This is a genomic window from Micromonospora sp. NPDC047644, from assembly GCF_040704315.1.
GTDB lineage: Bacteria > Actinomycetota > Actinomycetes > Mycobacteriales > Micromonosporaceae > Micromonospora.
In genome coordinates this window covers 50763-62854 of the sequence record NZ_JBEYSY010000005.1, presented here as the reverse complement: position 1 = coordinate 62854, position 12092 = coordinate 50763, and the positions used below count along the sequence as shown (strand labels likewise).

12 protein-coding genes are annotated in these 12092 nt (G+C 70.9%); 6 read left to right on the top strand and 6 right to left on the bottom strand.

Annotated features, from left to right (window positions below; translation table 11 throughout):
- The first annotated feature begins 157 nt into the window (after window positions 1–157).
- The 4 genes from AB0877_RS09785 to AB0877_RS09770 all read left to right on the top strand — a co-directional run bounded on the left by AB0877_RS09785 (window position 158) and on the right by AB0877_RS09770 (window position 2254).
- On the top strand, window positions 158–346 hold the full coding sequence (locus AB0877_RS09785) for a hypothetical protein (RefSeq protein ID WP_366608195.1): 189 nt from the start codon (window positions 158–160) through the stop codon (window positions 344–346).
- Window positions 347–348: 2 nt separating this feature from the next.
- On the top strand, window positions 349–879 hold the full coding sequence (locus tag AB0877_RS09780) for a carboxymuconolactone decarboxylase family protein (RefSeq protein WP_366608194.1): 531 nt from the start codon (window positions 349–351) through the stop codon (window positions 877–879).
- A gap of 90 nt (window positions 880–969) precedes the next feature.
- The gene (locus tag AB0877_RS09775; protein WP_355005300.1) at window positions 970–1428 is read left to right on the top strand and encodes a PRC-barrel domain containing protein; all 459 of its coding nucleotides are present in this window, start codon (window positions 970–972) and stop codon (window positions 1426–1428) included.
- A 55-nt stretch (window positions 1429–1483) separates the two neighbouring features.
- On the top strand, window positions 1484–2254 hold the full coding sequence (locus AB0877_RS09770) for a tyrosine-protein phosphatase (protein WP_366608193.1): 771 nt from the start codon (window positions 1484–1486) through the stop codon (window positions 2252–2254).
- 51 nt (window positions 2255–2305) lie between these two features.
- Here the strand turns inward: AB0877_RS09770 and AB0877_RS09765 are convergent, their stop codons facing one another.
- Together AB0877_RS09765 and AB0877_RS09760 are read right to left on the bottom strand one after the other, a co-directional pair.
- Entirely contained in the window at window positions 2306–3403 is a 1098-nt protein-coding gene (locus tag AB0877_RS09765) for a branched-chain amino acid aminotransferase (protein ID WP_366608192.1), read from the bottom strand.
- A 143-nt stretch (window positions 3404–3546) separates the two neighbouring features.
- Window positions 3547–4578 (bottom strand): 3-isopropylmalate dehydrogenase, encoded by a 1032-nt coding sequence (locus AB0877_RS09760; RefSeq protein WP_366608191.1) that lies wholly within the window; start codon window positions 4576–4578, stop codon window positions 3547–3549.
- Window positions 4579–4806: 228 nt separating this feature from the next.
- Between AB0877_RS09760 and AB0877_RS09755 the strand changes: the two genes are divergently transcribed.
- Window positions 4807–5649, top strand: a complete 843-nt coding sequence (locus AB0877_RS09755) for an FAD:protein FMN transferase (RefSeq protein WP_366608190.1) — start codon at window positions 4807–4809, stop codon at window positions 5647–5649.
- A 309-nt stretch (window positions 5650–5958) separates the two neighbouring features.
- A complete protein-coding gene (locus AB0877_RS09750) occupies window positions 5959–6315 on the top strand; it encodes a hypothetical protein (protein ID WP_366608189.1) in 357 nt (118 codons plus the stop codon).
- Window positions 6316–6390: 75 nt separating this feature from the next.
- On the opposite strand, the gene serA is transcribed toward AB0877_RS09750, so the two are convergent.
- From serA to AB0877_RS09730, 4 genes are all read right to left on the bottom strand, one after another.
- Window positions 6391–7989 (bottom strand): phosphoglycerate dehydrogenase, encoded by a 1599-nt coding sequence (gene serA, locus AB0877_RS09745; protein ID WP_112582056.1) that lies wholly within the window; start codon window positions 7987–7989, stop codon window positions 6391–6393.
- A gap of 388 nt (window positions 7990–8377) precedes the next feature.
- A complete protein-coding gene (ilvC, locus tag AB0877_RS09740; protein WP_366608188.1) occupies window positions 8378–9391 on the bottom strand; it encodes a ketol-acid reductoisomerase in 1014 nt (337 codons plus the stop codon).
- A 95-nt stretch (window positions 9392–9486) separates the two neighbouring features.
- A complete protein-coding gene (gene ilvN, locus AB0877_RS09735; protein WP_088991111.1) occupies window positions 9487–10002 on the bottom strand; it encodes an acetolactate synthase small subunit in 516 nt (171 codons plus the stop codon).
- Between the two features lie 81 nt (window positions 10003–10083).
- Window positions 10084–11964 carry an acetolactate synthase large subunit gene (locus AB0877_RS09730; RefSeq protein WP_366608187.1) on the bottom strand — a complete coding sequence of 627 codons (1881 nt, stop codon included), beginning with the start codon at window positions 11962–11964 and terminating at the stop codon, window positions 10084–10086.
- Window positions 11965–12092 lie beyond the last annotated feature (128 nt).

The following is a 12092-nucleotide window of genomic DNA, read 5'->3' as shown; positions in this document are numbered from 1 at the left end:
CATATAGCGGGATGGTGACGGAGGGTTCGTACGCCCCGAACCGCCGCTCGTGATCGGCTTCACACGCCACCCAGCCCACGCGTCGGGGGAAACAGCCGTGCGGAAGCATCGGGAACGGATCCGATGATGGCCACCGTGCCATCTGCAAGGAGGACCTGTGCTCACCGTCAGTGACCGCTTACCTGAGCACGGCCTCGCCGCCTGTGTATCGCTGGGCGCCAACAACGCGTCCACGGCGGTCAACCACACGTCCCACGAGGGCACGTGGTGTGTGGTCTTCGTCGGGCCGATGGGTTTCACCTCCATCAGCCCGGCGGGGATCGCCGACGAGACCTCCGGGTTCTGACCATGGGCCTGGACGCGATCAGGGCGGCTCTGCCGGAGTACGCCAACGACATCAGGCTCAACCTGGACGCCACGATCGGTTCCTCGGCGCTGACTTCGCCGCAGACCTGGGGCGTCGCGCTGGCCTGTGCGGTGACCGCTCGCAACCCGGTGGTGTTGCGGGAGATCGCAGCCGAGGCGCTCGGGCACCTCGGGCCGGAGGGTGTCGAGGCGGCCAAGGGCGCTGCGGCGATCATGGCGATGAACACCATCTACTACCGGGCCAAGCACCTGATCGGCGACGAGCGGTACGCCTCGATGCCGGCCCGACTGCGGATGCGGATCATCGCGAGGCCGGGGGTGGACAAGGGCGACTTCGAGCTCTGGTGTTTCGCCGTGTCGGCCGTCACCGGCTGCGAAGTGTGCCTGACGTTGCACGAGAAGAAGCTGCGCGGCAGCGGCTTCAGCCGGGAGCAGCTGAACGACGCCCTGCGAATCTCGGCCGTGGTGCACGCCGCGGCCATCACCCTGGACGCCGAGACCGCACTGGCCTGATCGCCGTTTCCGGCCCCCGACGGCCGGGTAGCTCCTGCGGGGACGCAGACAGCTACGGCAGACGATCGGCGACAGTCAGGAGCGAACGGCATGGACAGGATCGATCCGCACGCCACCCACGCCGGGCCGGACCCGCTGCGCGGCGGCGACCAGGGCGCGGTGCCCGGCGGTGCGCCGGCCGGCACGTTCGACCCCTGGCGCTACCGGGACCAGGCCGGCGTGGCCGACGTCGACCTGGTCGGCTACAAGGTCGAGGCCACCGACGGGGGAATCGGCAAGATCGACAGCGCGAGTCACGAGGTGGGCGGCAGCTACCTGGTCGTGGACACCGGGCCCTGGATCTTCGGCAAGAAGGTGATGTTGCCGGCCGGCACCGTCAACCAGGTCGACCACGACCAGCGCACCGTCTCCGTCGACCGGACCCAGGACCAGATCAAGGCCGCCCCGGAGTACGACGAGACCAGCCACAGCGACCCGAGCTACCGGGATCAGCTCGGCGGCTACTACGACGAGACGTACGGCGCGCTCCCGCCCGGCACCGCACGCTGACTGTTCGACCCGACGGCCGGTGGGGCACTGTCCCACCGGCCGTTACCGTGTGAGCGTGGACGCCACCGAGAACAACCCCCCGCTCTCGCTCCCCGCCACCTTCAACTTCCGCGACGTCGGTGGCCACCTCGGCCACGACGACCGGTCGGTACGCCGAGGTCGGCTCTACCGCTCCGACTCGCTGCACCGCCTCACCGAGCAGGACCGGGACGCGTTCGCCGCGATCGGGATCCGTACCGTCATCGACCTGCGCCGCCCGACCGAGGTGCAGCGCGACGGCCGGGTGCCGGAGTACCAGGGACTGACCTACCGGAACATCCACCCGGAGCACGCCGACTGGTCGGGTACGCCGCACGAGGAGGGCGCCAGCCTGGCCCGCTACCTCGCGGACCGGTACGCCGACCTGGCCCAGACCGGCACCGCCGGGCTGGCCGAGGCGGTCGGCCTGATCGCCGACTCCGCCAACGCCCCGGTGGTGGTGCACTGCGTCGCCGGCAAGGACCGCACCGGCATCGTGTGCGCGTTGACCCTCGCCGTGCTCGGCGTCGACGACGCGGACATCACCGCGGACTACGCGTTGAGCAGTGTGGCGTCGGCCCGGTACAGCGCCTGGCTGGCCTCCGTCACGCCGGGCGGCGTGGACGTGCCGGCACCGTTTTTGAGCTCACCCGCGGAGGCGATGCAGATCTTCCTGGACGAGTTGCGCGCGGGGCACGGCTCGGTCGAGGCGTACCTGCGCCACGCCGGGGTGACCGAGGAGCAACTCGCCGCGCTGCGCGACCACCTGCTCGACGAGCTGGCCGAGGCGCAGCCCGGCGACGCGTAGAGCCGACCGCGCGGGCCCGTCCGGGTGGACGGGCCGGCGCGGCGACGGGAATCAGAAGACCCGCTGCACCCAGCCGTGTGGGTCGGCCGTTTTGCCCCGCTGGATGTCGACCAACTGCTGACGCAGGGCCATGGTGACCTGACCGGGCTCGCCACCACCGATGAGGAACTCGCCGTCCGGGAAGCGGACCCCGCCGATCGGGGTGACCACCGCTGCGGTGCCGCAGGCGAACACCTCCTTCAGGCGTCCGCTGGCGGCGTCGGCCTGCCAGTCGGCGAAGCTGACCGGCCGCTCCTCGACCTGGTGTCCGGCCCCGGCGGCCAGCGTGAGGACGGCGTCGCGGGTGATGCCCGGCAGGATCGTGCCGGTCAACGGTGGGGTGACCACCGTGCCGTCGTCGTAGACGAAGAAGACGTTCATGCCGCCCAGTTCGTCGACGAACCGGCGCTCCACCGCGTCCAGGAAGACGACCTGGTCGCAGCCGGCCTCGATGGCCTCCGCCTGAGCGGCGAGCGACGCGGCGTAGTTGCCGCCGCACTTGGCCGCGCCGGTGCCACCGGGCGCGGCCCGGGTGTAGTCCGGGGAGACCCAGACGGTGACCGGCTTGACGCCACCGGTGAAGTACGCCCCGACCGGTGAGGCGATCACCATGTAGAGGTATTCGTTGGCCGGCCGGACGCCGAGGAAGACCTCGTTGGCGAACATGAACGGCCGCAGGTAGAGGCTGCCGTCCTCGCCGGTGGGGATCCACTCCCGGTCGATCTCGATGAGCTTGTGCAGCGAGTCGACGAACACGTCCGGCGGCAGCACCGGCATCGCCATCCGCTGTGCGGAGGTGGCGAAGCGGGCCGCGTTGGCGTCCGGCCGGAACATCGTCACGCCGCCGTCGGCGGTGCGGTACGCCTTGAGCCCTTCGAAGATCTCCTGCGCGTAGTGCAGCACCGCGCTGGCCGGGTCCATCGGGATCGGGGCTCGGGCCTCCACCCGGGCGTCGTACCAGCCCTTGCCGTCGGCGTAGCGGACGGTGACCATGTGGTCGGTGAAGACCCGGCCGAACCCCGGGTTGGTCAACAGTGCGGCCCGATCGGCGGCGGATACCGGCGCGAGATTCGGACGGATCTCGAAGTCGAGCTTGTCACCACCGCTCATCGCGCTGACCTCCCTGCGGGACAACGGCATGCGGGACCGCACACCGACATGGCTGTGCCAGAAACTTACCCCGAACGCTCGTTCAGCGGGTAACGCCGGTCGGGCCGCCTGCGGCAGGCCGGTCGCCGCGCGGGCCGGGGTGATCAGGCTACGGCGTGGGCGGCGAGCCGGTCGCCGACCTCTTCGGTACGCAGCGTGACGCCCGGCACACGACTGGCCAGCTCGGCGGCGACCGCCGCGTTGACCCGAGCGGCCGACTCGCTGTGCCCGAGCTGCTCCAGCAGCAACGCGGCGGAGAGCACCGCGGCGACCGGGTCGGCGATGCCCTGCCCGGCGATGTCCGGCGCCGAGCCGTGCACCGGCTCGAACATCGAGGGGTACGCCCCCTCGGGGTTGATGCAGCCGCTGGCGGCCAGCCCGATGCCGCCGGTGACGGCCGCCGCGATGTCGGTGAGGATGTCGCCGAAGAGGTTGTCGGTGACCACCACGTCGTAGCGCTGCGGCTGGGTGACCAGGAACATGGCCGCCGCGTCGACGTGCTGGTACTCGGTCTCGATGTCCGGGTGCTCGGCGGCGACCGCGTCGAACGTACGCGCCCAGAGCGACCCGGCGTGGGTGAGCACGTTGGTCTTGTGCACGAGGGTGACCTTGCGCCGTTCGCGGCGGCCGGCGCGGGCGAACGCGTCGCGGATCACCCGCTCCACGCCGTGCCGGGTGTTCAGGCTCTCCTCGGTGGCGACCTCGGCCGGGGTGTCCCGGTGCAGGGAACCACCGGCACCGGCGTAGAGACCCTCGGTGCCCTCGCGCACCACCACGAGGTCGACCTCGCCCGGCTTCACGTTGCCCAGCGGGCCGGCGACCCCGGGCCAGAGCCGGGACGGGCGCAGGTTGACGTACTGATCGAAGGCGAAACGGAGCTTGAGCAGCAGCCCGCGCTCCAGCACACCCGGCGGGACCGTCGGGTCACCGACCGCGCCGAGCAGGATCGCGTCGTGCCCGGCCAGCTCGGTCAGCACCGAGTCGGGCAGCACCTCTCCGCTACGGTGCCAGCGGGCGGCGCCGAGGTCGTACTCGGTGGCCTGCACGTCGGGCAGCACCGCGTCGAGGACCTTGCGGGCCTGCGCGACCACCTCGGGCCCGATGCCATCTCCGGCCACCACCGCGATCCGCGCCACGACCGCACTCCTCTGCTCAACGGTTCCGTTCGGGCAACGGTACGTCGCTGTCCCGCCTCCCGGTACGCGGCGTCCACGATCTGGGATTCCCGGATGCACAGCACCCTCTCAGCTGGGACTCATGGGGCGGTCATCTCCGCTGCCTACGGTAGTGCTCAGTGGGTCGCGGGGGCCTGCTGACCAACGGGGTCGCGCTGACGCGGCACCATGTGCGAGGGGGCAGATGCGATGCGCATCGACGAGCAGCCGCGGACCCGCTGGCCGGACACGTCCGCGTTCCGCAACCGCCGGCCGGACCTTCGACTCGGCAGCCGTCGGCACCGGATCGACCCGGCCGCCGCCACCGAGGGCCGGATCGCGGTGCAGCACACCGTACGCACCGCGACCGGCGATTACACCCTGCTGCTCAACGCCCCCGAGTGGCTCGGCCGCCGGGGCGTGGGCGAGGCGCTGCGGGACAGCGTCGCCGAGTTGCGCGCCATCGACCTCACCTACGGTCCCAACCGGCCGGAGAGCCTGGTCTCCCGACTGCGCCGGGGCGAGATCAGCCCGGAGTCGTACCCGCCGCTGGCCGATCTGGTGGACCGCTGCGCCGCGATGCGCGCGGCCACCGACGGGTGGTTCGACGCCTGGGCGGTGCCCGGCGGCTTCGACCCGAGCGGCCTGCTCGGCGGTTGGGCCGTGGAACGGGCCGCCGAGCGACTGCGCAACGCCGGCATCCACGACTACGCCGTCCTCGCCGGCGCTGACCTCGTCGTCCGGGGCCGCGCGCCGCACGGCGGTCCCTGGCGGGTCGCGGTGCACCACCCGACCGCACCCGAACGGGCGCCGCTGGTGCTGGAGATGACCGCCGGCGCGGTCGGCACCTCCGGGGTGAGCGGACGGCAGGGGCACGTGGTCGACCCACACACCGGCGAGCCGGCCGGTCACCTCGTCGCCGCCACAGTGGTGGGCCCCGACCTGGCGATCGCCGACGCCTACGCCACAGCGCTCTACGCCGCCGGCCCCACCGGCCTGGCGTGGTTCCGGGGCAACTCCGGCTATCGCGCGCTCTTCGCCCACCGTCGCTGAGCGGATCGAAGTAGCGATCGGCCCCCACGGTCTCGGCAACGACAGTGGGGGCCGATCAGCGACGAGTGCGCGTGGCTCGCACAACCGAGGGGTGCGGACCGGTCGGGCCGGACGTCGACCGCGCCACCCGAAGACGGGCCGGCGCCTCGAACTCGGCCAGTGACCGCAGTGCGTACGCTAGCGAATCGACGCAACTCGACGCAAGAGTCTCCACACCGGACCGTCTTGACCGGGGACTGCGGCAATCGATGGTTGACCGGCGGCGAGGCAGTTTCGACATGATGAACGACGGATGGCACGCTATCCGCCGTGAGTTTCGATCTGAGCGTGTGGGCCCTGGAGGACGGGGCGACACCCGACGACGTGCGGACAGCGGTCAACGGTTGCCGGCAGGGACGGCACGTGGACCGCTACCCCGATCCGCGGGTGGTCAGCTTCTACCGGGCGATCACAGCCTCCTATCCGGACCGTCACCCCGGCCCGAACAGCCCCTGGGCGGTGGCACCGCTGCACGCGGCCCACGACCACGTCGAGCTGAACCTGCACCCGACCTGCGCGGACCAGGTGCTACTGGACATCGAGCGGCTGGCCGGCGAGCACGGGCTGATGCTCTTCGACCCACAGGATGGCTCGGTCTACCCGCCGCCGGCGCGGCTGCCCGGCTGACCTGACCGGCGGCACGAACGGGAAATGACGAGGGGCCCGGCGAATCGCCAGGCCCCCCACGGTGTTCGTCGGCTACTACTCGTCGCGCAGGTCGGCGGCGCTGGCCGCCGTGGCGCCGATCGACTCGGCGGCCGAGGTGAGCAGGTCGGCGCCGAGCGCCTGGTCGACGGTGAGCGTCATCAGCGTCTCACCGCCCGCCTCCCGACGAGCCACCTGCATGGCCGCGATGTTGATGCCGGACTCGCCGAGCAGGGTACCGACCGTGCCGACCACACCGGGCCGGTCGGCGTAGCGCAGGAAGAGCAGGATGCCCTCCGCACCGATCTCCACGTCGAAGCCGTCCACCTCGGTCAGCTTCAGCACGTCCCGAGCGCCGGAGTGGGTGACAGTGCCGGAGACACTGACCGTCCGGCCGTCCGGCAGCGCGCCGCGCACCGTGACCAGGGTCGGCTGCTCGGCCGTCTCGGCCAGCGTGGCCAGGGTGACCTCGACGCCACGCTCGGCCGCCAGGTGCGGGGCGTTGACATAGGTGACCTGCTCCTCGACCACGGAGCTGAACAGGCCCTTGGTGGCGGCGAGCTTGAGCACCGACACGTCGTGGCTGACGATCTCACCGCGAACCTCGACCGTGACGCTGGCGGCTACCCCACCGGCGACCGCGGTGAACGCCCGGCCGAGCTTCTCCGCCAGCGGCAGCAACGGCCGAACGTCCTCGGCGACCACACCGCCGGCCTGCACGTTCACCGCGTCCGGAACGAACTCGCCCTGCAACGCCAGCTTGACGCTCTTGGCCACGGCGAGACCGGCCTTGTCCTGCGCCTCGTGGGTGGAGGCGCCCAGGTGCGGGGTGGCCACCACGTTGTCGAAGGCGAACAGCGGCGACGACGTGCACGGCTCCTTGCTGTAGACGTCGACGCCGGCGCCGGCGACCCGACCCTCGGCGATCGCGTCCGCGAGCGCCTGCTCGTCGACCAGCCCACCACGGGCGGCGTTGATGATTCGGACGCCGGGCTTGACGAGCGCCAGCTCCTTCTCACCGATCAGCCCCACCGTCTCCGGCGTCTTCGGCAGGTGGATGGAGATGAAGTCGCTCTCCCGCAGCAGCTCCTCCAGGCCGACCAGGCGGACGCCGAGCTGCGCCGCGCGGGCCGGCTGGATGTACGGGTCGTACGCGATCAGCCGGGTGCCGAACGCGGCGATGCGAGACGCGAAGAGCACCCCGATACGTCCGAGCCCGACCACGCCCACCGTCTTGCCCTGTACCTCGACGCCGGTGTACTTCGACCGCTTCCACTCCCCCGCCTTGAGCGCGGAACTGGCGCTCGCGGTGTTACGGGCGACGGCGAGCAGCAGCGCGACGGCCTGCTCGGCGGCGGAGACGATGTTGGAGGTGGGCGCGTTGACGACCATGACGCCCCGCGCGGTGGCGGCCGGCACCTCGACGTTGTCCAGCCCGACGCCCGCCCGGGCGACCACCTTGAGGCGCGGCGCGGCGGCGACCGCCTCGGCGTCGATCTGGGTCGCGCTGCGCACGATGACGGCGTCGGCCTCGGAGAGCGCCGAGAGCAGGGCCGGACGGTCGGTGCCGTCGACGTGACGGACGTCGAAGTCGTGGGCGAGCACCTCGATGGCGGCGGGGGCGAGTTCTTCGGCGATCAGTACGACAGGATTCATCGGTCCTCGTAGAGGTCGTGTATGCGATCGGCCCGGGCGGCGGGGCGCCGCACTGCGCCCTGCGCTGATCCGTGCCGTGGCCGTCAGGTGCCGGCTGCTGCACCTACAGGCGATCGTAGGGGCCTCGCTGGTCGGCGTGTTCCGGTCTTCGGGGTGAGTGCCCTCACAGCCCGGCCATCGGCCGTTCATCGCACCGAAACGCGCCCCTCCCCGCGATCTTGCACTTTCTGTCGCGACCTGAGGGGCACCGCCCCGCAAATCGACATGCGGAAGTGCAAGATCGACGGGGGTGAGGGTGAGGGTCAGAGTGAGGGCACTGTTGACGGCCCCGGGTTGCGCTGGGGAGAGCGCGACCCGGGGCCGTCGGAGAGAAAGCGTGGGCGTGCTGTCAGGCGGTTTCGGTGATCGGGCGGTCGACCCAGCTCATCATGCCGCGCAGCTTCCTGCCGGTCTCCTCGATCGGGTGCGCCGCACCCTCGGCCTGCCACTTGGTGAAGTTGGGCCGGCCGGCCTCGTCCTCGGCGACCCACTCGCGGGCGAACTCGCCGGACTGGATCTCACCCAGGATCTTGCGCATCTCGTCCTTGACGCGGGAGTCGATGATGCGCGAGCCGCGGGAGAGGTCGCCGTACTCGGCGGTGTCGGAGATGCTGTAGCGCATCTTCGCGATGCCGCCCTCGTACATGAGGTCGACGATCAGCTTCAGCTCGTGCAGGCACTCGAAGTAGGCGACCTCCGGGGCGTAGCCCGCCTCGGTGAGCACCTCGAAACCGGTCTGCACCAGCGCCGAGGCACCGCCGCAGAGCACCGCCTGCTCGCCGAAGAGGTCGGTCTCGGTCTCCTCGGTGAAGGTGGTCTTGATCGCGCCGGCCCGGGTGCCGCCGATGCCCTTGGCGTACGCGAGGGCGAGCGCGAGCGCGTTGCCGCTGGCGTCCTGCTCGACGGCGACGAGACAGGGCACGCCCTTGCCGTCGCTGTACTGGCGGCGGACCAGGTGGCCGGGGCCCTTCGGCGCGACCATCGCCACGTCCACTTCGGCCGGCGGCTTGATCAGGCCGTACCGGATGTTGAAGCCGTGGCCGAAGAAGATCGCCTTGCCGGGGGCCAGGTGCGGCTCGATCGACTCGGCATAGATCTTGCGCTGGGCGGTGTCCGGTGCGAGCACCATGATCACGTCCGCCTCGGCCGATGCCTCGGCCGGCGTGAGCACCCGAAGGCCCTGCTCCTCGGCCTTGGGGCGGCTCTTCGAGCCCTCCGGCAGACCGATCACCACGTCGACGCCGGAGTCGCGCAGCGACAGCGCGTGGGCGTGGCCCTGGCTGCCGTAGCCGATCACCGCGACCTTCTTGGCCTGGATCAGGCCGAGGTCGGCATCGTCGTCGTAGTACACCTCAACGCTCATGAGAACTTCCCTTTCGTACGACGGCCGGGGCGGCCCGTCGTGGTCTGTGCGGATGAATTCGCCGTACGGCCGGCCGAGGGCCGACCGGTGGCGGGTCAGGCGGCCCGCAGCGCGGGACCGGCGGTGATCGAACGCGAGCCGCGCCCGATGGCCACCAGCCCGGACTGGACCATCTCCTTGATGCCGAAGGCTTCGAGGTCGCGCAGGAGCGCGTCGAGCTTGTCCGGGGTGCCGGTGGCCTCGATGGTCAGTGTGTCCGGTGCGACGTCGACCACGCGGGCGCGGAAGAGGTTGACGGTCTCCAGCACCTGCGACCGCGCGGCCCGGTCGGCGCGCACCTTCACCAGCAGCAACTCCCGGGCGACCGAGACCTGGGGATCCAGCTCAACGATCTTGAGGACGTTGACGAGCTTGTTCAGCTGCTTGGTGACCTGCTCCAGCGGGGACGACTCCGCGTTGACCACGATGGTGATCCGGGAGACGTCCGGGTTCTCGGTCTCGCCGACCGCGAGGCTGTCGATGTTGAACCCGCGCCGGGAGAACAGGCCGGAGACCCGGGCGAGCACGCCCGGCTTGTTCTCCACCAGCACGGACAGGGTGTGCATGGTCATGCCACGGCCTCGCTTCGCTCGGTCGCGTCACGACCATCGGTAAGGCTGAGCTTGCTGGTTCGTTCGCTGCGCTCACTCATGTCAGATGTCATCCTCGTCGAAGACCGGGCGGACGCCACGGGCGAACATGATCTCGTCGTTGCTGGTACCGGCGGCGACCATCGGCCAGACCATCGCGTCCTTGCCGACCACGAAGTCGATCACCACGGGGGCGTCGTTGATCTCCATGGCGGCGGCGATCGTCTTGTCCACGTCATCGGCGCTCTCGCACCGCAGCCCGACGCAGCCCAGGGCCTCGGCAAGCTTGACGAAGTCCGGGATGCGGTGCTTGTGGGTGCCGAGTTCGGTGTTGGAGTAACGCTCGTTGTAGAAGAGCGTCTGCCACTGCCGGACCATGCCGAGATTGCCGTTGTTGATGACGGCGATCTTGACCGGGATGCCCTCCAACGCGCAGGTGGCCAACTCCTGGTTGGTCATCTGGAAGCAGCCGTCTCCGTCCACCGCCCAGACCACGGTGTCCGGCTTGCCGACCTTGGCGCCCATCGCCGCCGGCACCGCGTAGCCCATCGTGCCGAGGCCGCCGGAATTCAACCAGGTGTACGGCTTCTCGTAGGAGATGAACTGCGACGCCCACATCTGGTGCTGGCCCACCCCGGCCACGAAGATCGCGTCCGGGCCGACGATCTCGCCCAGCCGCTTGATCACGTACTGCGGGGACAGGGTTCCGTCGACCGGCTCGTCGTAGCCCAGCGGGTAACGGTCACGCAGGTCGTTCAGCTGCGTCCACCAGTCACCGAGGTCGGCGGCGCGCCCCGCCGACCGCTCGGCGGTGACCGCGGCGATCAACTCGTCGATGACGTGCTTGGCGTCGCCGACGATCGGGACGTCCACGTGCCGGTTCTTGCCGATCTCGGCCGGGTCGATGTCCGCGTGCACCACCGCCGCGTCCGGGGCGAACGAGTCCAGTTTTCCGGTGACCCGGTCGTCGAAGCGTGCGCCGAGCGCGACGATCAGATCCGCCTTCTGCAGGCCGTAGACCGCCGCGACGGTGCCGTGCATGCCGGGCATCCCCAGGTGCTGCTGATGCGAGTCGGGGAACGCGCCGAGCGCCATCAGCGTGGTGACGACCGGAATGCCGGTCAGCTCGGCCAGCCGGCGCAGCCCGTCGGTGGCACCGGCCTTGAGGACCCCACCGCCGACGTAGAGCACCGGCCGTCGGGCTGCGGCCATCAGCCGCGCCGCCTCCCGGATCTGCTTGCCGTGCGGGTGCAGGGTCGGCCGGTAGCCGGGCAGGTCCAGGGTGGGCGGCCAGGAGAAGGTGGTCGGCGCCTGGAGCACGTCCTTGGGGATGTCGACCAGCACCGGGCCGGGTCGACCGCTGCTGGCCAGGTGGAACGCCTCGGCCAGCACCCGGGGGATCTCCTCGGCGTTCTGCACGAGGAAGTTGTGCTTGGTGATCGGCAGGGTGATGCCCTGGATGTCCGCTTCCTGGAAGCCGTCGGTGCCGATCAGCGGGCTGGCCACCTGCCCGGTGATGGCCACCATGGCCACCGAGTCCATGTACGCGTCCGCGATCGGGGTGACCAGGTTCGTCGCGCCGGGGCCGGAGGTGGCGATGCAGACCCCGACCTTGCCGGTGGCCTGCGCGTAGCCGGTCGCCGCGTGCCCCGCGCCCTGCTCGTGCCGCACCAGGATGTGCCGGACCGTCGAGTCGTACAGCGGGTCGTACGCCGGCAGGATCGCGCCGCCCGGAATGCCGAAGACGACGTCGACCTCAAGCGCCTCGAGGGACCGCACGAGCGAGCCGGCCCCGGAGATCGGGGTCGCGGCGGCGGGCCGTACCGCCGGGGGGGCCGGGGTGGCCGTGCGCGTGGCGGCCTGGTCGACGTCGACGGTCGGGTCGGCGGCCGCGCGGGCTCGGCGGGCGGTGTGGGCGAGGGTCTCGGGCGTGGGTCTCGTCATGGCGGTTCTGGCCTTCGGCTGGAGTGGCTGGTGGCTAGTCAAGCGATGCGACGCGGGCGGGGCCCGCCTCGCCAGGTTCCGATGGCAATAAAAACGGCCCTCGTGCAGATGCACGGGGCCAGCGCACT

Bases quoted from the DNA above. Each gene is read 5' to 3' on its own strand.
- AB0877_RS09780 (WP_366608194.1), top strand. From the start codon at position 349: ATGGGCCTGGACGCGATCAGGGCGGCTCTGCCGGAGTACGCCAACGAC.
- AB0877_RS09775 (WP_355005300.1), top strand. From the start codon at position 970: ATGGACAGGATCGATCCGCACGCCACCCACGCCGGGCCGGACCCGCTG.
- AB0877_RS09765 (WP_366608192.1), bottom strand. From the start codon at position 3,403: ATGAGCGGTGGTGACAAGCTCGACTTCGAGATCCGTCCGAATCTCGCG.
- AB0877_RS09755 (WP_366608190.1), top strand. From the start codon at position 4,807: ATGCGCATCGACGAGCAGCCGCGGACCCGCTGGCCGGACACGTCCGCG.
- serA (WP_112582056.1), bottom strand. From the start codon at position 7,989: ATGAATCCTGTCGTACTGATCGCCGAAGAACTCGCCCCCGCCGCCATC.
- ilvC (WP_366608188.1), bottom strand. From the start codon at position 9,391: ATGAGCGTTGAGGTGTACTACGACGACGATGCCGACCTCGGCCTGATC.
- ilvN (WP_088991111.1), bottom strand. From the start codon at position 10,002: ATGACCATGCACACCCTGTCCGTGCTGGTGGAGAACAAGCCGGGCGTG.
- AB0877_RS09730 (WP_366608187.1), bottom strand. From the start codon at position 11,964: ATGACGAGACCCACGCCCGAGACCCTCGCCCACACCGCCCGCCGAGCC.